Source organism: Streptomyces longispororuber, assembly GCF_024448165.1.
GTDB lineage: Bacteria > Actinomycetota > Actinomycetes > Streptomycetales > Streptomycetaceae > Streptomyces > Streptomyces longispororuber_A.
Genome location: NZ_JAMOLN010000189.1, coordinates 1 through 20,320, shown reverse-complemented (window position 1 = coordinate 20,320; position 20,320 = coordinate 1). Strand labels below are relative to the sequence as shown.

The window sequence follows — 20,320 nt, the reverse complement described above, 5'->3', positions numbered from 1 at the left end:
GACGGGTCGTGGGGGTACGTCATGCCACCGGCCTCCTGTCGTCACCGGACACCGAGGACGTCCGCTGGCGCGGCAGTCCGCCGGGGACGGAGCCGACCGCGCCGGTGCGGCGCAGCTTCTGCCAGCGGAGCCGGCCACCGGTGAGCGCCGTGATCCAGGACTGGAGCAGCACGACGTACATCAACTGCCGGTAGAGGAGCTGCTGGAGCGGGAGGGATATGAGGTGCGTCATGCGTTCCTTGTCGAGCCGGAAGGCGTACGCCGCGCAGACCGCCTGGATCGCGAGCACGCCCAGCCACGCGATCACCGTCTTCTCGGTGGGGCCGAAGACCACCCCGTACAGCAGGAAGACGTCGATCAGCGGGGCGAGGAGCGGGGCCAGGACCATGAACAGGGAGACCAGCGGCAGGCCGACGCGGCCGAAGCGGCCGGACGGGCCGCTCTCGATCAGGGCACGGCGGTGCTTCCAGATCGCCTGCATGGTGCCGTACGACCAGCGGTAGCGCTGCGACCACAGCTGCTGGACGGACTCGGGCGCCTCGGTCCAGGCGCGGGCCTTCTCCGCGTAGACGACGCGCCAGCCGTCGCGGTGCAGCGCCATCGTGACGTCGGTGTCCTCGGCGAGCGTGTCGTCGCTCATGCCGCCGATGCGCTCCAGGGCGCTGCGGCGGAAGGCTCCCACGGCGCCGGGGATCGTCGGCATGCAGCGCAGGATGTCGTACATCCGGCGGTCGAGGTTGAAGCCCATCACGTACTCGATGTGCTGCCAGGCGCCGATCAGCGAGTCCCGGTTGCCCACCTTCGCGTTGCCCGCGACCGCGCCGACGCGCGGGTCGCCGAACGGCTGGACCAGTTCGCGCACGGTGGCCGGCTCGAAGACCGTGTCGCCGTCCATCATCACGACGAGGTCGAACCGGGCGTTCGCCAGGCCCCTGTTGAGGGCGGCGGGCTTGCCCGCGTTGTGCTGGCGGACCACGCGCACGTTGGGCAGCCGGAGGTTCTCCACGATGCGGGCCGTGCCGTCCGTGGAGCCGTCGTCGATGACGATGATCTCGATCGGGTGCTCGCTGGACATCAGCGAACGCACCGTGTTCTCGATGCACTTGGCCTCGTTGAAGGCCGGGACCAGGACGGAGACCGGCTCCGTGACCGGCGGCCCCCAGGCGAAGCCCTTCTTGCGCACCCGGCGGGCGTGGATCGCGGACAGGACCAGCATCAGGCCGAAGCGGCCCATGACGAGGACGCCGATGACGGCGAGCCCGGCGACCAGCACGCCCGTGATGTTCTCCGAGGCCTGGACCGCCACGATCCACGCCTTGCCCTTCCACAGCTCGGGGCCGGTGACGGGGGTGTGCGCGCTGGCGATGCCCAGGGCCTCGGTGAGGTTCTGGAACTTGTAGCCCTCGTCCTGGAGGTGGGGCAGGAAGCGGTCGAGGGCGGCGACGGTCTGCGAGCGGTTGCCGCCCGAGTCGTGCATCAGGACGATGGCGCCCTTGCCGTCGTGCGGGGTGGCGCGCCGGATGATCTCGTCGACGCCGGGGCGCTTCCAGTCCTCGCTGTCGGTGTTGTTGACCACCGTGATGTAGCCGCGCGAGCCGATGTACTGGGTGACCGGCCACGACATGTCGTCCATGGCGTCGGCGAACGACGAGTACGGCGGCCGGAACAGGGAGGTGCGCACGCCTGCCGCGCCCTCCAGGGCCAGCTGGTTCTGCGACAGCTCCCAGTCGATCCGCTTCGTCGACTGGTACGAGAGGTCCGGGTGGTTGAAGGTGTGCAGGCCGACCTCGTGACCCTCCTCGACCATGCGGTGCACCAGGTCGGGGTAGCGCGAGGCCATCGTGCCGGTGACGAAGAAGACGGCGTGCGCGTCGTGCTTCTTCAGGACGTCGAGGACCTTCGGGGTCCACTCCGGGTCCGGCCCGTCGTCAAAGGTGAGCACCAGCTTGTGGCTGCCGATGGAGCGGCTCTCCTGGCGGCCCTCGCGGGTGTCGATGACGGGGCCGCCGTCGAGGATCTTCTCCGGCACCTTGTCGGTGGCGGCCTCGGGCTGGATGCGGTGGTCGGCCATGATCTCGCTGTGCACGTAGCCGCGGAGCATGAGCATCGCGATCAGGGCCACGAGCAGCAGGGACGGCAGGAGATAGCGCAGCGGGAGGCGGCGCCTGCGGGGACCGGTGTGCCGGCGGCGTGAGGGGTGGGACATCTACAGGACGCTGCTTTCCTGGGACGCGACGGTCGGCGCCGACGGATCGCCGCTCGGGCTCACCTCGACGGGCAGGGGCGATGAGGTGCCGTCGGCGACGGTGTCGGTGCCACCGCCCACGGGGTCGGTGGTCGGGTCGTCCGTCGGGTCGACCGGCGGGGTGCTCGGGTCCGTGGGCGGGTCGGTGGTCGGGTCGACCGGCGGCGTCGTGTGCCCCCCGGGCTTGGACGGCTCGACCGGCGGCGTCGTCTTGCCGCCGGTGGGCCGGTCCGACGGTGTGGTGCCGGTGCCCGGCTCGTCGTCCCCCGTGCTCGGGTCGGCCGTCGGCGACGTCGACGTGCCGGGCGCGCCGGTGGCGCCGGGCGCGGTGCCGGAGGCGCTCGGGTCCGGGGTGGTGCCCGGGGACACGGACGGCGTCGCGGGGTCGGCGGGCAGCGGCTTGGTGTCCACCTTGCCCGCCGGCTTGTCCTCGGGGCCCATGGGCAGCCAGGGCGCGCTCGAGTTCCCCGAGAGCAGGGTGATCACGATGACGACGGCGTACACGGCACAGGCCATGCCGACGAACACGCCGACGCGCCGGAATCTGCGGCTGCGCCGCCCCGAGTCGTCGACGAAGACCGGTACTTCCTTGTCGTCCCCCGTGGCTTCGGCCGGCCCGGTCTCACCCCGTGACGCGAGCAGGTCGCCCAACTGCCGGCCTGCGCCGTCCAGTTGGACCGTCACCTCGTTCGGGTCATGGGTCTGCCCGGGCAGGGCGTCTTCTCGCCAGTTCTCCACCGTACGCACATCCCCCCAAGGACATGTTCATGGGTGCGCGCGCGACTCCCCGGGCACTCGTCGGCCGGACCGGGCCCCCACCCGATCCGAGCGCCCCCCTTATCACACCGCGCCCGGACTATGAATGTAGCGCACGTGGGTGACAGCCGTTGCCACGGTTCAGTCGGAGCTCACCATGATGAGTGCATCTGTGGCCGGTATCCACGCCCCGGCAGGCCGCTCCAGCCACCCGTTCATCTCGGCCAGACCGGCCGCGGCGGCCCGCAGGGCGTCGATTCCGGGGTGCTGCCTCCCCTTCAGCCACACCAGCGACACCGGGGACAGGGGCACCGGGTCGACCAGGGGCCGCAGAACCGATCCCGGCATGGCCGGAAAGTCCACCCCGGTGAGGACCGGATTCCGGTATTTCGTCATGATCCGCCGGAATTCCTCCTTGCCGACGGCGAGCGGCGCGGGCGGCGCGATCCCGATGCCCCGCCCGGCGAACAACTGCCGTGCCAGATCGGTCCATTCGGGCGTCCGGGGGTTGCCCGCGCCCGCGTAGACCGTCTCCCCCGCGAGCCGCCCGAGGGGCACCGCGTCGAGTGCGGCCAGCGGATGGTCGTCGGGCAGCACGACCGCCATCGGCTCGTACCGCAGGGGCTGCTGGGAGAGCCGCTCGCGCACCGCGGGGTCGAGCCCGCCGAACCGTCCGAAGGACACGTCGAGGCGCCCGGCGAGCAGTTCGGCGGCGGCCCCGGTCAGCCCGCTCTCGTAGCGGGCCATCAGCTCGCAGTCCGGGGCGAGTTCGCGGGCCCGCGCGAGGACCTGTTCATGAACAAGTCCCGGACTGTTCACGTCGACCAGCAGCGGCCGGGCCTCGGCGGCGGGCCGGGCGAACGCGGCGAGCAGCTCGTCCTGCGCCTCGACGGCCCGCCGCGCGTACGGCAGCAGCCTGGCGCCCTCCGCCGTGAGCGTCACCTGCCGGGTGGTCCGGCCGAACAGCTCGGCGCCCAGCTCCCGCTCCAGGCGCCGGATGTCCCGGCTGAGCGCCTGCTGGGCGACGTAGAGCCGGGCGGCGGCGCGCGTGAAGTGCAGCTCGTCGGCGACGGCCAGGAAGGCGCGCAGCAGGCGTGGTTCGACATTCACCGGGGGCATCGGGCGAACTTACAACGCAGGTGCGTGAATGGGTACCGAGTAAGTGTTGGACCCATCGGGTGGCCTGCGGCGACGCTCTTGGCATGCCCACTGCCGCCCCTGCTTCGTCCCCTGCCGCGCCCGCCACGGCGGTCACCTCGTACACCCGGCTCTTCGCGATCCCCGGCGCCCTCGCCTTCACCCTCGGCAACCTCCTCGCACGCTTCCCGCAGGGCATGTTCAGCATCAGCGCGGTGATGCTGATCTCCGGCGTCCGCGGCTCGTACGCGCTCGCCGGGGCGCTCACCGCGACGGGCCTCGTCGCCGGCGCGTTCCTCGGACCGTGGCTCGCGCGGATGGTGGACCGCCACGGGCAGGCCAGGATCGCCGTGCCCGCGACGCTCGTCGCGGCCTCCGGCGCCCTCGCGCTCCTGCTCTGCGTACGGCTCGACGTTCCCGACTGGGTGCTGTTCGTGGCGTACCTGCCGACGGCCGCGCAGCCCAACACCGGCGGCATGTCGCGGGCCCGCTGGGCGCACCTGCTCGACGGCGACCCGAAGGCGCTGCACACCGCGAACTCCTTCGAGCAGGCGGCCGACGAACTCTGCTTCATGCTCGGCCCGGTGGTGGCCGCGTTCCTGTGCAGTGCGCTGTTCCCGGAGGCGGGCGCGCTCGTCGGTACGGTCCTGATGGTGACGGGCGTACTGGTCTTCGCCGCGCAGCGTGCGACGGAACCGCCCGCGCGGCCGCGCACGGAGGCGACGCGGACGCCGCTGCGCGCGCCGGGCATGCCGCCGCTGCTGGTCGCGTTCCTCGCGCTCGGCGCGATCTTCGGCTCCCTGGAGGTGGTGACCGTCGCCTTCGCGGACGAGCTGGGCCACAAGGCGTGGGCCGGGGGCGTCCTGGCGCTCCAGGCGGCCGGGTCGTGCGTGGCGGGCCTGGTGTTCGGGGCGGTGAAGCCGTCGGGGCCCGCGGCCCGCCGGCACCCGGTGTGCGTCGCGGCGATGGCCGCGCTGATGACGCTGCCGCTGCTCGCGGCGGCCCTCACGGGTTCGCTGTACGTGCTCGGCGCGGCGCTCCTGATCGCGGGCATGGCCACGGCGCCGACGATGGTGACGGGCATGACGCTGGTCCAGGAGCGCACGCCGGACGGCCAGTTGAACGAGGGCATGACCCTCGCGGTGACCGCGCTGCTCGGCGGCATCGCGTGCGGCTCGGCGACGGGCGGTGCCGCGGTGGAGCACTGGGGCCCCACCGCGGCGTACACGGTGCCGGTCACAGCCGCGGCGTGCGCCCTGCTGCTGTCGCTCTACGGCTACGTACGCGGCATCGCGCGGTGACCGCCTAGCACTGGGCGGGCTTGAGCCACGAGCACTCCAGGTCGCCGCGGCGCTCGGCGGCCGGCACGGACCGGGTGGCCTTCGGCGGCACGGCGGCGGCCTTCTCCCCGGTCGACCCGGCGAGGGTCACCACGATGGCGTCCTCCAGCGGCTTCACGGAGGACGCCAGGTAGTTGTTCTGCACGATGCTGTAGACGAGCAGCCGCCCGTCGGCGTCCTTCACGTAGCCGGACAGTCCGGACGCCCCCGTCAACGACCCGGTCTTCCCCCGGGCGTTGAGGGCGGCGGGCGTGCCGCACATCCGGGTCCGCAGCGTCCCGCCGGCGAACCGGTCGGGGTCACAGGCCACCGGCAGCGACTTGTACCAGTCGGCGTACCAGGGCTCGTGCTGGACGGAGAGCAGCAGGTCGGCGATCTGCCGTGCGGCGAAGTTGTCCTTGCGGGACAGGCCGGACCCGTCGACCTGGCGGATCTTCGTCGCGTCGACACCCGCGCCCTTGAGGTAGCCGGCGACGGCGGCGATGCCGTCGCCCCAGCTGCCGGGGCGGCCGGTGGTCTCGTACCCCATGGCCTTCGTCAGCGACTCGGCGTGCATGTTGTTGGACAGCTTCATGAAGGGGACGAGCAGGTCCTTCAGGGCCATCGAGTCGTGCGTGGCGAGCCGCTGGACGCCGGCCGGGGCGGCCCGGCCGAGCCGGGTGGCGCCGGTGACCTTCACCCCGTGCGCGGCGAGCGCGTCCCGGAACACGGCGGCCGCGTACCCGGTCGGCTCCCACACCGTGACCCACTCCTTGGTGGTGTCACCGCCCACCGGGACGGTCCCGCTGACGGTGATGGTGTTGGTCCCGTGCTCACGGACCACGCCGACGGTGTCGTCGCCGCCGGTGCCCACGGTGCTCGCCCGCAGGTCGACGTGCACGTAGTCGTTCTTCGGCGTGACGCTGACGACGGGCTTGTCGCCCGCGCGGGCGCCGGGCTTCACCTCCACGATCACGGTGCCGGTGTCGTAGTCGGTGTCCGGGGCGACGCTCAGGGCGGAGATCTGGGCGGCGTAGTACGAGGACTCGTCGTCGGCGCCCCAGGTGTCGCCCTGGCGCTGGGCGTCGAACCGGGTGTCGTCGGCGACGAGCCGCCCGCTCACCCGCTTCACCCCGGCCGCGGCGACCCCGGCGGCCAGCTTGTCGTAGTCGGCGGCGAGGGTCGTCGGGTCGCCGGTGCCGCGCAGGTACAGGTCCCCGGCGAGCACCCCGCCCCGCACCTTGCCCCCGGCGAGCACGTCGGTGCTGAACCGGTAGTCGGGCCCGAGCACCGCCATCGCGGCGGTGGACGTGGCGAGCTTGGTGTTGGAGGCGGGCATCAGCCGCCCGGTCGGGTTGTGCTGGTAGAGGGTCTCGCCGGTGGCGGCGTCGGCGACGACGACGCTCGCCGCGCCGCCCTCCATCCGCGCGTCGCCCAGGATGGTGTCGATGGCCTCGGGCAGCCCGCTGGGGTCCGAGTCGGCGCCGGCGGGCGCGCCCCAGGAGAGCGTGGCGGCGGTGACGAGCGCGACGGCGGGCAGGGCCCACCGCCGTGCTCTGGTACGGAAGTTGAGGTCGATGGCTCGTCTCACAGGTCCGTCAGGTCTGCTCATGGCTCAGGAGCATCCCGGAGGAGCAGGGCTCAGCCAAGACCCCACGAGCGCCAAGGTCACGGGACCGCACCACGACAAAGGCCCGACTGGTGACAGTCGGGCCTGAATCGCATGGGATGAGTGGAGATGGCGGGAATCGAACCCGCGTCCAACGGTGCAGCAGCAGGGCTTCTCCGTGTGCAGTTCGCTTCGATTTTCTCGGCCCCGGCAATCACGCGAACAAGTCGCCGACGGGCCCAGTCACTGTTTGATTTCCCATCGAACCCCGTGACCGGGCTCGATGGTTTAGTCCCCTAGATTATGCCAGGATCCGGGCCGGGAACACTCCCGGGCTGACACCCTTTTAGGGTCCTTCAGTCGCTGTTATTAGGCAGCGAGGGCGAAGGACTGGGAATCGCTCTTAGAATTGGCGATTATTGGTTGCGACATATGGTTTACGAGATCATTGCCGCTTCCTCGACACGCTTCACCTGCTTCGACAGCCGCTGTCGAAACCGATCATCCCCATGTTGTTTTTTCAAAGTGGATCTTTCGATCCGGCGCCCCTTCGGTGAGGAGCAGTGCCATCGTACGTGAACAACGCGCGGCGATGCCAGCCTATTCCTGACGCCCCCGCACCGCGGGTCAGTGCTCCCGTGCCCGCTGCCGCCGCTTGGCCGCCGCGATGGCGCGGTCCGAGTCCCGCCGGTCCTGCTGCTCGCGCAGCGTCTGCCGCTTGTCGTACTCCTTCTTGCCCTTGGCGAGCGCGATCTCGGCCTTGGCGCGGCCGTCCTTGAAGTAGATCGCGAGGGTCACGATCGTGTGACCCGACTCCTGGGACTTCGAGTCCAGCTTGTCGATCTCGTCGCGGTGCAGGAGCAGCTTGCGCTTGCGGCGCACCGCGTGGTTGGTCCAGGTGCCCTGGCTGTACTCGGGGATGTGGGCGTTGTGCAGCCACGCCTCGCCCCCGTCGATCTGGACGAAGGCGTCGGCCAGGGACGTCCGCCCCTGGCGCAGCGACTTGACCTCGGTGCCGGACAGCACGATGCCGGCCTCGTAGGTGTCCATGATCAGGTAGTCGTGCCGCGCCTTCTTGTTCTGCGCGACGATCTTGCGCTTGCCGTCCTTCTGGTCGGACGCCTTCCCCTTGCCCTGTTTGGGCTGGGACTCCTTCGGTACGTACATTCCCTTGGCCATAGTGCTGGCCATTTTCGCACTACGAGGGGGCCCCGAGGCCACTCAATACCGTCTCGGCCCGCTGCAGCTGCCCGTCGGCGGCCTCCAAGTCGGGGGTGATGCCCCGGCCGTCGACGCTGCGCCCCGAAGGGGTGCGGTAGTGCCCGACGGTCAGCTCGGCGACGGAGCCGTCGGGCAGTCGGCTCGGCATCTGGACCGAGCCCTTGCCGAAGGTCCTGGTGCCCACGACGACCGCGCGGCCACGGTCCTGCAAGGCTCCGGTGAGCAGCTCGGCCGCGCTCATCGTCCCGCTGTCGACGAGCACGACCACCGGTCTGGAGGTGTTCCCGCCGCGCTCCGCGTGCAGGGCGCGCTGCGCGCCGCGCACGTCGTACGTCGCCACGAGCCCGCCGTCGAGGAATGCGGAGGCCGCGGTGACGGCCTCGGTGACCAGGCCGCCGGAGTTGCCCCGCAGGTCGAGGACGACGCCCGCGCGCGCGGGGGCCGCACGCACCGCCGTACGCACCCGGCTGCCCGCTCCCTTGGTGAACGCGCTCACCTTGATCAGCACGGCCCCGTCGGCGAGGTGGGTGACGGCGACGGAGTCCGTGGAGAGGTTCGCGCGGCGCAGGGTTTCGCTCCACGCGCGCGTGCCGCGCTGCAGGCCCACGTGGACGGACGTCCCGGCGCGCTCGCCGCGGAGCAGCCCGAGGACCTCGGTGACGGGCCGGCCGGTGACCGGCCTGCCGTCGACGGCCGCGATGCGGTCGCCCTCCCGGATCCCGGCGAGCTGTGCGGGCGAGCCGCCGCGCACCCGGGTCACCTGCACCTCGCCGTCCACCGTGCGCCGGGCCCACAGGCCGACGCCGGTGTACTCGCCGTCCAGGGCCTGCTCGAACTCCTCGTACTCGCCCTGGGAGTAGACGGCGCCCCAGCGGTCCCCGCTGCGGCTGACGGCCTCCTCGGCGGCCTGCGCGGGGGACTTGCCGTCGGCCATCGCCTCCTCGGCGGCCTCGGCCGGGTCGTCGAGCGGCTTCTCGTGCGCGGCGGCGGCGACCGAACTGTCCCGTCCCGCAGCGGTTTTCCGGCCGTCCCCGGGCAGTGCGCCGGTCGCGGCACCGGTCGCGAGGACGCTCGCGAAGACCAATGTCAGGGCTGCCCCACGGCCGATGCGGCGGGGCCGGGCGAACAAGTCCGGGCCTGACATGTCGGTGAGTCTAGGACAACGCAGGGCGCCGTACGGCGTGTTGAACCGTAGGGCGCCCTGCGTTGCGGGGGGACTCTCGTCACACCTTGAGGTACTTGCGCAACGCCACGAAGGCGGCCAGCGCGGGCATCACGACGCTCACCGCGAGGATGAGCGGCAGCTTCGTCAACACGGCGTCCCAGCCGATGAAGTTGATGAGCTGGAGCTTGTCGGAGAGTGCCACGCCGTTGTCGATCACGAAGTACTGCCCGGCGGCGAGGAACACACAGGCGATTCCGCCGCCGATGAGTCCGGCGACCGCGGCCTCCATGATGAACGGCGCCTGGATGTAGAACCCGGACGCACCGACCAGCCGCATGATGCCGGTCTCCCGGCGCCGGGAGAACGCGGACACCCGGACGGTGTTCACGATCAGCAGCAGCGCGACGACGAGCATCACGGCCATCACGGCGCCGGCCGCGTAGTTCAGGTAGCTGAGCAGCCGGAAGAGGTTGTCGAGCACGCCCTTCTGGTCCTGCACGGACTGCACACCGGGCCGCCCGTTGAACGCGGTCGCGATGACCTCGTACTTCTCCGGGTCCTTCAGCTTGATCCGGTACGACTCCTGCAGCTGGTCGGGCGTGAGGGAGCTGGCCAGCGGGGAGTCGCCGAACTGCTCCTTGTAGTGCTTGTACGCCTCGTCCTGCGACTCGTGCGCCACCTTGTCGACGACGTCCATCTTGTTGAGGTCGTCGACGATCTGCTTCTTCTGCTCCGCCGTGACCGGGCCCTTGGCACAGTTCGGGTCGGATTCAGCGTCTCCCTTGTTGCACAGGAAGATCGAGACGTTGACCTTGTCGTACCAGAAACCCTTCATCTGGTTGACCTGATCGCTCATGAGGAGCGAGCCGCCGAACAGGGCGAGCGAGAGGGCCACCGAGATGATGACGGCGAAGGTCATCGTGAGATTGCGGCGGAGACCGACGCCGATCTCCGACAGGACGAATTGGGCACGCATAGCGCTGACTGAGCCTTTCGCAGCTTCTCTCGGTACTTCTCAGTGCTGGTAGCCGTAGACGCCGCGCGCCTGGTCGCGCACGAGGCGACCCTTCTCCAGCTCGATGACGCGCTTGCGCATCTGGTCCACGATGTTCTGGTCGTGGGTGGCCATCACCACGGTGGTGCCGGTGCGGTTGATGCGGTCGAGCAGCTTCATGATGCCGACCGAGGTCTGCGGGTCGAGGTTGCCCGTGGGCTCGTCCGCGATCAGCAGCTTGGGACGGTTCACGAAGGCGCGGGCGATGGCCACGCGCTGCTGCTCACCACCGGACAGCTCGCCCGGCATGCGCTCTTCCTTGCCGCCGAGGCCGACGAGGTCGAGCACCTGGGGCACGGCCTTGCGGATCTCACCGCGGGGCTTGCCGATGACCTCCTGGGCGAAGGCCACGTTCTCGCCGACCGTCTTGTTGGGCAGGAGCCGGAAGTCCTGGAAGACCGTGCCGAGCTGGCGGCGGATCTGCGGGACCTTCCAGTTGGAGACGCGGCCCAGGTCCTTGCCCAGGACGTGCACCTGGCCATGACTGCACCGCTCCTCGCGCAGGATCAGGCGCAGGAACGTCGACTTGCCGGAGCCGGACGAGCCGACCAGGAAGACGAATTCACCGCGCTCGACCTCCAGGGAGACATCCCTGAGAGCGGGGCGGGTCTGCTTGGGATAGACCTTGGAGACGTTGTCGAATCGGATCACGGGTGCACCACGGGTCGCCGGGGGTAGGTGTGCGTGACCATACGCGAATGGGGAGGCGGCGTGCAGGCGCCGTTCCCGGTTGAGCGTTTTGTCCTGGTGCCCGGGTCGATCCGGCGCCTGTTTTGTCCGTGCCGTGCCTGGTCAGGGACGGTCCTGCCAGTGGGGCGCGCCGAAAATCCGGGAAGCTGGCACAGTGGTAGGGGGAACGGTTGCGTTTCCCGGAGCGTTGAGCGGAGAGAACCAGTGGGTACCCGTTGGCCGGCTCCGCCGCGCGGGAGGAGGAGTGGCGCATGACCTATGACCGATTGGTGTGCGCGAACTGTGCGGCGCCCGTGAGCGAGGGCCGCTGCCCGGTGTGCCGGGCGAACCGCGAGCGGCTGCAGCAGGAGAACCCGCTGGCGGGGTTCAATCCGATGGCGCTGATCGCGCTGGTCGCCGTGCTCGTGGCGGCCGTGGCGCTGCTCGCGCACCAGACGGTGTAGGCGAAGCACGCAACTGACGTGAAAAGGCCCGGAGCCGGTCGGCTCCGGGCCTTCTCGTGTGCCTCAGGTGTGCGTTACGTCACGCAGCAGCGCCGCGGTTGTTGGCGAGGCGCGGCAGCAGCCGGAAGCCGACACCGCCCGCGATCATGGTCGCGGCGCCGATCAGCAGGATCGTGGTGCCGTCGGCACCGGTCTCGGCGAGCTCGCCGCCGGACTTGCCGGTGCCCGTGCCGGTACCGGTCTGCTGGGCCGGCTCGGAGCCGGTGTCCTGCAGGCTGTCCTTGCCCTGGCCCTGCTCGACGGGGTTGTTGTTGCCGTCGGGGTTGGTGTTGCCGTTGCCCCCGCCGTTCCCGTTGCCGCCGCCGTTGTTGCCGCCGTTGCCGTTGCCGCCACCGTTGCCGTTACCGGGGTCGGTCGGGTCCTCGGTGGGCTCCGTCGGCTCGTCCGTCGGGTCCGTCGGGTCCGTCGGGTCCGTGGTGGGCGGCTCCTCGGTGGGCGGGGTGGTCGGGTCCTCGGTCGGGTCCGGCACGCCCGTCGGGTCCGTGGGGCCCGGGGTGGTCGGGTCGTCCTCGTCCTCGCCCAGGCTGATACCCGCGTCCACGCCGTCCTCGCCCGCGTGCACGTTCGCACCGATACCGAGGATGCCGATGTTCACGTCAGCGGCCGAGGCGGCACCCGCGGCGGTCAGCGAGGCACCGGCGGCGATCACCGCGCCTGCAGCTATCCGCGCCACACGGATCCGCGTCTTCTTGGTCATCTGTCTGCTACCCCCAGTAGCCAATCGTCAATGGAGCAGCGCCCGGGACCGCGTTCAACCGGGGGCAGCAGGGGCCACGCTCGGCCCTTCCCCCGTTCACACGCGTCCCACTGATACGCATGCCGCGCGCCAGCCTTCCCAGTTTTCAGATCAGCGTCAAGGTCGTTGCGCACGCAATGTCTGGAATGCTGTGAATTGACCGTCGTACGGACATGTGACTGTGACGTAAAAGGCGGAAACGCCTTCACATTTCCCGCACAACAAAAGGCAACTGCCGCCCGGAGAGCGGCAGTTGCCTTGTCGATAAAGCGGCGGTTACTTCTCCTGCTGCTTGCGCCAGCGAATTCCGGCCTCCAGGAAACCGTCGATCTCGCCGTCGAGCACGGACTGCGGATTTCCGACCTCGAACTCCGTCCGCAGGTCCTTGACCATCTGGTACGGGTGCAGGACGTACGACCGCATCTGGTTGCCCCAGGAGCTGCCGCCGTCGCCCTTGAGGGCGTCCATCTTGGCGCGCTCCTCCTGGCGCTGGCGCTCCAGGAGCTTGGCCTGCAGCACGTTCATCGCGGTCGCCTTGTTCTGGATCTGCGAGCGCTCGTTCTGGCAGGAGACCACGATGCCGGTGGGGATGTGGGTCAGCCGGACCGCGGAGTCCGTCGTGTTCACGCCCTGGCCGCCGGGGCCCGAGGAGCGGTAGACGTCGACGCGCAGCTCGGACTCGTCGATCTCGACGTGGTCGGTCTGCTCGACCACGGGGAGCACCTCGACGCCCGCGAAGGACGTCTGGCGGCGGCCCTGGTTGTCGAACGGGGAGATGCGGACCAGGCGGTGCGTGCCCTGCTCCACCGAGAGCGTGCCGTACGCGTACGGCACCTGGACGGCGAAGGTGGTCGACTTGATGCCGGCCTCTTCCGCGTACGACGTCTCGTAGACCTCTGTCTTGTAGCCGTGGCGCTCGGCCCAGCGCAGGTACATGCGCTGCAGCTGCTCGGCGAAGTCCGCGGCGTCGACGCCGCCCGCCTCCGCGCGGATGTTGACGAGCGCCTCGCGGGAGTCGTACTCACCGGACAGGAGGGTGCGGACCTCCATCTCGTCCAACGCCTTCTTCACGGAGGTCAGCTCGGACTCCGCCTCGGCGCGGGTGTCCGGGTCGTCCTCCTCCTCGGCCATCTCGAAGAGGACACCGAGGTCGTCGATGCGGCCTCGCAGCGTCTCCGCCTTGCGGACCTCCGCCTGGAGGTGGCTCAGCTTGCTGGTGATCTTCTGCGCCTCTTCCGGGTCGTCCCACAGGGACGGCGCGGCCGCCTGCTCCTCGAGCACGGCGATATCTGCCCTCAGCTTGTCGAGGTCCAGGACGGCCTCGATCGACTCCATGGTCGAGGAGAGGGACTTCAGCTCTTCGGAAACATCGACGACTGCCACGACACCAGCCTAACGGCTCTCCGCCGGGTACCGGTTCGGGGTGCGTTCTCGTCCGCGGGCCCGATGGGGCTTCTCGCGCAGTTCCCCGCGCCCCTGAAAGCCTGCGGCTTCGCCGTGCTTTCCCTCTGGTGGAGATCGCGCACGAAGTGCGTATCTCCAGGGGCGCGGGGAACCGCGCGAGAAGCCCCCACCCGCCCGCACCCGAGAACGCGCCCCTACGGCTCCGCCGGAGCCGAGTTCTGGCCGTCGGACGGGGGCGGGTCGTCCCCTCCGGAGGAGACCGCCCAGACGCCTCCCCCGACCGCCGCCGCGAGCACCACCCCGGCCACGGCCAGCGTGATGCGGCGGCGCCGGGCCGAGTGGCGGTTGCGGGCGGAGCCGGGGCGCGGGGCGCCGGAGGCGCGCGGGGCGCGGGCCGTGCCGCGGGCGCCGCCGGCCAGCTCGTCCGGTGCCGGGACCCGCATCGACGTGTGGGTGTCGCGGTTGGAGTCGGCGGGGGCGGCGCCGGGGACCAGGGAGACGGCGCCACGGCGGGGCCGCTCCGGCTCCTCGGGCTCCACGGCCGGCGCCTCGGGCTCGTCGGCGACCGGCTCCGCGTCGGGCTCGTCCACGTCCAGGGGCGCCATCCCGGCCAGCAGCGGCAGCAGCTCGCGCAGCCTGGTGGCCATCTCCGAGGCCCGCAGCCGGGAGGCCGGGGCCTTCGCCAGGCACTGGATCAGGAGCTGCCACAGCTCGTCCGGGATGCCGGGGAGCGGGACGACCGTCTCCGTGACATGGCGGCGCAGGATCGCTCCGGGGTGACCGCCGCCGAACGGCGTGAAGCCGGCCAGGAGCTCGTAGAGGACCGTCGCCAGCGCGTAGATGTCGACCGCGGCGCGGGGCGGGAGGCCCTCGATGATCTCCGGCGCCAGGTAGTCCGGCGTGCCGATGATCTTCGTCGCGCGGGTGCGGCGCGGGGTGTCGATGAGCTTCGCGATGCCGAAGTCCGTGAGGAGCGCCGGGTGGGCGCCGCCGGGGCCGAGCGGGCCCTGCATGTCCAGCAGGACGTTCTCGGGCTTCACGTCGCGGTGCACGATGCCCGCCGCGTGCGCGGCGGACAGGGCGTCGGCGACGTCCGCGGCTATCGCGACCGCGGCCTCCGGGGCCAGCCGGCGCTCCCGGTCCAGCCGGGTGCGCAGGTCGGTGCCGCGGACGAGGTCCATGACCAGCGCCAGGTCGTTCCCGTCGACCACCAGGTCGCGGACGCCGACCACGCGCGCGTGGTCGAGGCTCAGCAGGGCGGTGCGCTCCTGGACGAAGCGGCCGACCAGCTCCTGGTCGGAGGCCAGGTCCTCGCGCAGCAGTTTGATGGCGACGGGACCCTCGGGTCCCTCGCCCAGCCACACCGTGCCCGCACTGCCGCGCCCCAGGATCTGGTGTGCGGTGTACCGGCTGCCGATCTTCCGTGCCAAGACTGCTCCTACAGACGCGTGTTGGCGCCCAAGCTACGCGGCTCGGACGCCAACCAACGCATCAGCGGGGGAAATCACCCGTCGGATGTCGACAAATCTCCAACGTCACGGACTAGTTGCCGGAATTGCCGCCCAGATCGCCGATCCAGCCGGTCACCGTCGAGAACCAGTCGGACAGCTGGGCCCAGTAGCCCTTGCCGGTGCCGATCCAGTCCTGCAGCGGGGTGAACTCCCAGACCAGCCAGCTCACCACGAACAGCATCACGATCATGAAGAGACAGCCCTTGAGGCAGCCGAGCCCCGGGATCTTCATGGGGTTCGCGCTGCGCTGCCTCGGCTCCCTCGGGGGCCGGGGCTGCTGGGGCGGCTGCTGCGGCGGCGCGTACTGCTGCGGCTGCTGGGGCTGCTGCGGCTGCGGGGTCTGCCGCCGCGGCGCCGGGCGCTGCTGGCGGGGCGCGTACTGCTGCTGCGGCGGCTGCTGCTGCGGGCGCGCGACCTGGCGCTGCGGGCGGCGGCGCAGCGGGTCCTCGTTCGGGTCGAGGTACTGGACCTGCGTCTGCTCGTTGCGGTCGCGGGCCGCGCGCAGCTGGTTCTGCCAGGGGTGCGGATCGTCCGGGTTGCCGCCCGGAGGCGTCTGCGGGACCGGCGGCATGACGGCCGTCGGATCGGCGGCACCGCGGTTGTTCGGCAGCACGGAGGTGGGGTCCGCGTCGCCGTACTGGTTGGGCTGGTTGTTCTGGTTGCCCTGCTGCTGCATGACGCTCGTCGCCGCGTTCGGGTCGTACGAGCCCGCGTTGCTCGGCAGCACCTGCGTGGGGTCGGCGGCGCCCGGGACGCCGGGGACGTGCGCCGGGTCCGGGTCCGGCATCAGCAGGGCGCCGACGCCCTCGGCCGCGGCGATCTGCGCGCTGTTCGCGTGCACGCCGATGCCCTCGGCGACGGTGCGCAGACCGCGCGCGAGGTTCTCCGCGCTGGGCCGCTCGTCCGGGTTCTTGCGCAGACAGCGCTCGATGACCGTCCACAGCGGGTCGGGGACCGTCGAGGGGCGGCGCGGCTCGGCGCTCAGGTGCTGGTGCAGCACTTCGAGGGCGGAGCCGCCGGAGAACGGCGGCCGGCCGGTGACCAGCTCGTACAGCAGGATGCCCGCGCCGTAGATGTCCACGGCGCTGGTCTGCGGGCGGCCCTCGGCGGACTCGGGCGCGACGTACGCGGGCGTGCCCACGAACTCGTGGGTGCGGGTCAGGCCCGGGGAGTCGGCGAGGCGCGCGATGCCGAAGTCGGTGAGCATCGGGTGCATGCCATTGGCGTCCTGCTTGAGCAGCACGTTCGCCGGCTTCAGGTCGCGGTGCACCACGCCGTCGGCATGGCTCGCGGCGAGCGCGTCGGCGATCTGCGCGGTCAGCAGGGCCGCGGCGACCGGCGAGAACGGGCCGTTCTCCCGCAGGTAGCGGTGCAGATCCGGGCCGTCGATCAGGTCCATGACGAGCGCGAGGAGCTCGCCCTCGACGACCAGGTCGCGGGTCCGCACGATGTTCGGGTGCGTGAGGCGGAGCAGGACGGAGCGTTCGCGCAGGAAGCGCATCACCACGTCCGCGTCGTTCGCCAGCTCCTCCTTGAGGACCTTGATGGCGACGGTCTCACCGGGCTGCCCGGCGACGGCCGCCTCGGCGCCCGCGGTCTCGCGCTGGCGGGCTCGCCAGACGGTGCCCGTGGCGCCGCGTCCGAGCGGCTCCTCGAGCAGGTACTTGCTGCCTACCGGCCGCACGTCATGCGCTCCCTGCATCGGTACTTGCTTGGTCTGCCCGGTCCCGGGTGTTCCGACCCACTCTAGTGGCGCCGTACGGGGTACAGGCTGTCGATCTTCTTTGACCCGTCCCAGCCACGACAAACCCGTGTTCGACGAGAAGACGCACACCTGGGGCCGTTGGTTGCCGCGCGACGACGTGACCGATCTCAACCGGGCACCCAGCAGGCATCCCGCAGGCACTTTTGCGGGCAGAGCCGACCAATCAAGATCACTTCAAGATCACTTACGGGTGGGGGGCGGGCGTGTTGTCAGTGGCAGGTGCGAGGATGCCTCTCAGCACTGGCTGACGTGCCCGTGACGGTGGGGGAATCTGCGGTGGGGGACCGCGGGCGGCCCTGCACCCGGGCGCCCGCGCAGAAGGGACCGCAGACGGCGATGCAGATCCGGCTTACCGTCGTAGACCCCCTGGGCACGCGCCCGGACGCGCCCGCGCGTGGTGTGGACGTCCTGGTCACGGCCCCGGCGGGCACCGCGCTCGCCGCGGTCGCCTCCGGCCTGGCCACGGCCGTCGCGGGCGGCGACGCCCCCTCGTCCGTGCTGTACGCGGGACTCGACCGGCTCGACGCGCAGCGCTGTCTGCTGGGCGAGCCGCCCCTGACCGACGGCGCGGTGCTCTCGCTGGGCGCCCCGGCCGACCCGGGTCCCGAGCCCGACGGCGCGGCCGCACAGCTCCACGTGGTGGCCGGCCCCGACGCGGGCGGCGTGCACCTCCTGCACGGCGGCCAGATCCGCATCGGCCGCTCCGCCGACGCGGACGTGCCGCTGGACGACCCCGACGTGTCCCGGCTGCACTGCGCGGTGACGCTCGCCGCCGACGGCCAGGTCTCGGTGGTCGACCTCGACTCCACGAACGGCACGACGGTCGACGGCCGCCCCCTCGGCAGGCGCCCGGTGCGACTCTCCCCCGGCGCCCTGCTGCGCCTGGGCGAGTCCGCGCTGCGGGTCGCGGCCGTGGGCGACGCCGCCCGCCCCGCACCGCTGCGGACCGCCGCGGACGGTGAGGGGCACGTACGGGTCGCCTTCGGCGAGCCGGAGCCCCCGGAGAGCCCGAGGAGCCCGAAGAGCTCTGCCGACGTCGCCGACGAGACGCGGCACGCGTACGGGGACGCGTCCTGGGGCGCCGCCGGTGAGGCGCCGCCCGGGGGCGCGCAGCCCGTCGTCCCGGAGCAGGGCGGGGCGCCCGGCGCGGAGCGCACGCGCGGGGGCACCCCGCCGCGCGGCACCGAGCTCCCGCGTGCCCCCCGCAAGCGCGGCGGGCTCGGCCGGCTGCTGCGGCGCGGCTCCGGCCGCGACGAGGCCGACCAGCAGCACGAGATCCACCAGCCGTACGCGCTGCGCGCCCCGCAGCGCGCCGAGCCGCCGCGGGACGAGGAGCCGGACGCGCCTGCCGCGCCCACCGGGTCTGCCGGGTCTGCCGGGTCTGCGGCCGCCGAGACCTGGCCGGACGCCGCGGCGCTGCTGCTCACCGCGCTCGGCCCCGGCCCCCGGCTGTGGGAGCGCGGTCCCGGGCATCCGGAGTCGCTGGCGGTCCGGCTCGGCACCGTCGACCGGACGGGCCCGGACGGCGCCGGGCTGCTGCCCGCGGTCCCGGTGACCGTGGGGCTCGCCGAGGCCGGTGCCCTGGGCCTCGCCGGCCCGCGGACCCGCCTCGCCGGGCTGGCCCGCTGCGCCCTGTCCCAGCTCGCGGCGCTGCACGCACCGGACCGCCTGGAGATCGTGCTGATCGCCACGGACCGGGGCCGCCCCGTCGAGCAGCGGATCGCCGACTGGGCCTGGCTCGGCTGGCTGCCCCACGTGCGGCCGGCCCACGGCCAGGACTGCCGGCTGCTCCTCGCGTACGACCGGGAGCAGGCCGCCGCCCGCACCGGTGAGCTGCTGCGCCGCCTGGACGACCACGCGGCGGGGCACCGGCCGGCCCCGGGCGGCATCCCGGCGCAGGGCGGTTCGCGGGAGGCCGCGGAGCCCGCCGGGTCACCGCTGACCGCCACCGCCGGCACCCGCGGCACCTCCGCCGTCTCCCCCGTCTCCACGATCTCCACCGTCGTCGTGATCGACGGCGACCCCGGTTCCGCGTCGCTCCGGGAGGCCACCGTGCGCCTCGCCGCCGAGGGCGCGGCCGCCGGGATCCACGTCGTGTGCCTGGCCGAGACGCCGGCCACCACGCCCGCCTCCCCGGTCGACCGGACCTACGAGTCGGCGTGCGCGCAGAGCCCCGCCTTCCGGGCGTGCGGCGCCGTGGCCCTGCTCAGCGGTGACGTGGCGACGGCGCTGCGGCTGCACCGGGCCGCGCAGGGCCGGCTCGTCGGGCACGGCACGGTCGCCACGGCCGACGCGGTCTCGCTCGCGTGGGCGGAGCGGTTCGCGCGGGCCCTCGCGCCGTTGCGCACGGAGGGTGCGGGCGGGCCCGGGGAGCGGCAGGCCCGGGTCTCCGCGCCGCTGCCCCATGTCGCGCGCCTCCTGGACGAGTTGGGGCTGGCGCGGGCCACTCCCGCCTCCCTGATGGCACGGTGGGCGGCCGCCGCGGACGATCCGGATTCGCTGGGCGGCCGGGTCTGGGCGGTGCTCGGGGCGGGGCCGCGCGGTCCCGTCGGAGTGGACCTCGCCGCCGAGGGGCCGCATCTGCTGGTCGAGGGGCCGGTGGGCAGCGGCCGTACGGAGCTGCTGCGGTCGATCGCCGCGTCCCTCGCCGCCGCCGAGCGGCCCGACCGGCTCGCTCTCGTACTGGTCGACGGTCAGGGCGGGCCCGGTGGAGAGCGGGTGGAGGGACTGCGGGTCTGTACGGACCTGCCGCACGTCACGACGCACCTCGCGGCCAACGACCCGGTGCGGATGCGGGAGTTCGCCCAGTCGCTGACCACCGAGCTGAAGCGGCGGGCCGAGCTCATAGGGCGTACGCATTTCTCCGAGTGGCACACCCAGCGGGCCGTGGCCGGGCGGCTCGTGGCGCAGCGCACCGGCTCCGCCGCGGGGGCCGGTGATCTGGAGGCGCCGCCCAGTTCGACGATCCGGCTGCGGCCGGGGGCCGCGCGGGAGAAGGCGGAGGCCGCGCCTCCGCTGCCGCGGCTCGTGGTCGTCGTGGACGATCTGGACGCGCTGCTCGCGCCTCCGCTGGGGTCGCCCGGGCGGCCCGCCGCCGGGTCCGTGGTGCGGGCGCTGGAGGCCGTGGCGCGGGACGGGGAGCGGCTCGGGGTGCATCTCGTCGCGGCGTTCGCCTCCGGCGGGGCCGCGGGGTGGAGCGCGGCGC

The 20,320-nt window shown here is 72.2% G+C and carries 15 protein-coding genes and 1 other RNA gene; 3 read left to right on the top strand and 13 right to left on the bottom strand.

Annotated features, from left to right (window positions below; all coding sequences use genetic code 11):
• Positions 1 to 19: 19 nt before the first annotated feature.
• The 3 genes from M4J07_RS37215 to M4J07_RS37205 form a co-directional block, all read right to left on the bottom strand.
• Positions 20 to 2,206 (bottom strand): glycosyltransferase, encoded by a 2,187-nt coding sequence (locus M4J07_RS37215; protein ID WP_255979619.1) that lies wholly within the window; start codon positions 2,204 to 2,206, stop codon positions 20 to 22.
• The gene (locus tag M4J07_RS37210) at positions 2,207 to 2,983 is read right to left on the bottom strand and encodes a hypothetical protein (protein ID WP_255979617.1); all 777 of its coding nucleotides are present in this window, start codon (positions 2,981 to 2,983) and stop codon (positions 2,207 to 2,209) included. It lies immediately after the preceding gene.
• A gap of 159 nt (positions 2,984 to 3,142) precedes the next feature.
• Positions 3,143 to 4,120 carry a LysR family transcriptional regulator gene (locus M4J07_RS37205; protein WP_255979615.1) on the bottom strand — a complete coding sequence of 326 codons (978 nt, stop codon included), beginning with the start codon at positions 4,118 to 4,120 and terminating at the stop codon, positions 3,143 to 3,145.
• 83 nt (positions 4,121 to 4,203) lie between these two features.
• Here M4J07_RS37205 and M4J07_RS37200 point away from each other — a divergent pair, with 83 nt between their 5' ends.
• A complete protein-coding gene (locus M4J07_RS37200; protein ID WP_255979613.1) occupies positions 4,204 to 5,439 on the top strand; it encodes an MFS transporter in 1,236 nt (411 codons plus the stop codon).
• 4 nt (positions 5,440 to 5,443) lie between these two features.
• On the opposite strand, the gene dacB is transcribed toward M4J07_RS37200, so the two are convergent.
• The 6 genes from dacB to ftsE form a co-directional block, all read right to left on the bottom strand.
• Positions 5,444 to 7,069 carry a D-alanyl-D-alanine carboxypeptidase/D-alanyl-D-alanine endopeptidase gene (dacB, locus tag M4J07_RS37195; RefSeq protein ID WP_255979611.1) on the bottom strand — a complete coding sequence of 542 codons (1,626 nt, stop codon included), beginning with the start codon at positions 7,067 to 7,069 and terminating at the stop codon, positions 5,444 to 5,446.
• Between the two features lie 118 nt (positions 7,070 to 7,187).
• Positions 7,188 to 7,575, bottom strand: a transfer-messenger RNA (tmRNA) gene (ssrA, locus tag M4J07_RS37190).
• 118 nt (positions 7,576 to 7,693) lie between these two features.
• On the bottom strand, positions 7,694 to 8,233 hold the full coding sequence (gene smpB, locus M4J07_RS37185; protein ID WP_372349404.1) for an SsrA-binding protein SmpB: 540 nt from the start codon (positions 8,231 to 8,233) through the stop codon (positions 7,694 to 7,696).
• A gap of 31 nt (positions 8,234 to 8,264) precedes the next feature.
• Positions 8,265 to 9,431 carry a S41 family peptidase gene (locus tag M4J07_RS37180; RefSeq protein WP_255979609.1) on the bottom strand — a complete coding sequence of 389 codons (1,167 nt, stop codon included), beginning with the start codon at positions 9,429 to 9,431 and terminating at the stop codon, positions 8,265 to 8,267.
• Positions 9,432 to 9,510: 79 nt separating this feature from the next.
• Complete coding sequence (gene ftsX, locus M4J07_RS37175; protein ID WP_255979607.1) at positions 9,511 to 10,428, bottom strand: permease-like cell division protein FtsX; 918 nt, start codon at positions 10,426 to 10,428, stop codon at positions 9,511 to 9,513.
• A gap of 39 nt (positions 10,429 to 10,467) precedes the next feature.
• Entirely contained in the window at positions 10,468 to 11,157 is a 690-nt protein-coding gene (gene ftsE, locus M4J07_RS37170) for a cell division ATP-binding protein FtsE (RefSeq protein ID WP_255979605.1), read from the bottom strand.
• A 290-nt stretch (positions 11,158 to 11,447) separates the two neighbouring features.
• Here ftsE and M4J07_RS37165 point away from each other — a divergent pair, with 290 nt between their 5' ends.
• Positions 11,448 to 11,639: a hypothetical protein gene (locus M4J07_RS37165; RefSeq protein ID WP_255979603.1), complete on the top strand. Its 192-nt coding sequence runs from the start codon at positions 11,448 to 11,450 to the stop codon at positions 11,637 to 11,639.
• Between the two features lie 79 nt (positions 11,640 to 11,718).
• On the opposite strand, the gene M4J07_RS37160 is transcribed toward M4J07_RS37165, so the two are convergent.
• The 4 genes from M4J07_RS37160 to M4J07_RS37145 all read right to left on the bottom strand — a co-directional run bounded on the left by M4J07_RS37160 (position 11,719) and on the right by M4J07_RS37145 (position 17,034).
• Positions 11,719 to 12,396 carry a hypothetical protein gene (locus M4J07_RS37160; RefSeq protein WP_255979601.1) on the bottom strand — a complete coding sequence of 226 codons (678 nt, stop codon included), beginning with the start codon at positions 12,394 to 12,396 and terminating at the stop codon, positions 11,719 to 11,721.
• Between the two features lie 315 nt (positions 12,397 to 12,711).
• Positions 12,712 to 13,818 carry a peptide chain release factor 2 gene (gene prfB / locus M4J07_RS37155; protein ID WP_255979599.1) on the bottom strand — a complete coding sequence of 369 codons (1,107 nt, stop codon included), beginning with the start codon at positions 13,816 to 13,818 and terminating at the stop codon, positions 12,712 to 12,714.
• Between the two features lie 215 nt (positions 13,819 to 14,033).
• A complete protein-coding gene (locus tag M4J07_RS37150) occupies positions 14,034 to 15,269 on the bottom strand; it encodes a serine/threonine-protein kinase (protein WP_255979597.1) in 1,236 nt (411 codons plus the stop codon).
• 112 nt (positions 15,270 to 15,381) lie between these two features.
• The gene (locus tag M4J07_RS37145) at positions 15,382 to 17,034 is read right to left on the bottom strand and encodes a serine/threonine-protein kinase (protein ID WP_255979595.1); all 1,653 of its coding nucleotides are present in this window, start codon (positions 17,032 to 17,034) and stop codon (positions 15,382 to 15,384) included.
• A gap of 417 nt (positions 17,035 to 17,451) precedes the next feature.
• On the opposite strand from M4J07_RS37145, the gene M4J07_RS37140 reads away from it, so the two are divergent.
• Positions 17,452 to 20,320 (top strand): FHA domain-containing protein (locus M4J07_RS37140; protein ID WP_255979593.1); only part of this gene is annotated, 2,869 nt, incomplete at its 3' end.

What these genes read in the sequence shown, in the direction of transcription:
- M4J07_RS37215 (WP_255979619.1), bottom strand. Translation starts at nt 2,206, where the DNA reads ATGTCCCACCCCTCACGCCGCCGGCACACCGGTCCCCGCAGGCGCCGC.
- M4J07_RS37205 (WP_255979615.1), bottom strand. Translation starts at nt 4,120, where the DNA reads ATGCCCCCGGTGAATGTCGAACCACGCCTGCTGCGCGCCTTCCTGGCC.
- M4J07_RS37200 (WP_255979613.1), top strand. Translation starts at nt 4,204, where the DNA reads ATGCCCACTGCCGCCCCTGCTTCGTCCCCTGCCGCGCCCGCCACGGCG.
- dacB (WP_255979611.1), bottom strand. Translation starts at nt 7,069, where the DNA reads ATGAGCAGACCTGACGGACCTGTGAGACGAGCCATCGACCTCAACTTC.
- smpB (WP_372349404.1), bottom strand. Translation starts at nt 8,233, where the DNA reads ATGTACGTACCGAAGGAGTCCCAGCCCAAACAGGGCAAGGGGAAGGCG.
- M4J07_RS37180 (WP_255979609.1), bottom strand. Translation starts at nt 9,431, where the DNA reads ATGTCAGGCCCGGACTTGTTCGCCCGGCCCCGCCGCATCGGCCGTGGG.
- ftsX (WP_255979607.1), bottom strand. Translation starts at nt 10,428, where the DNA reads ATGCGTGCCCAATTCGTCCTGTCGGAGATCGGCGTCGGTCTCCGCCGC.
- M4J07_RS37165 (WP_255979603.1), top strand. Translation starts at nt 11,448, where the DNA reads ATGACCTATGACCGATTGGTGTGCGCGAACTGTGCGGCGCCCGTGAGC.
- M4J07_RS37160 (WP_255979601.1), bottom strand. Translation starts at nt 12,396, where the DNA reads ATGACCAAGAAGACGCGGATCCGTGTGGCGCGGATAGCTGCAGGCGCG.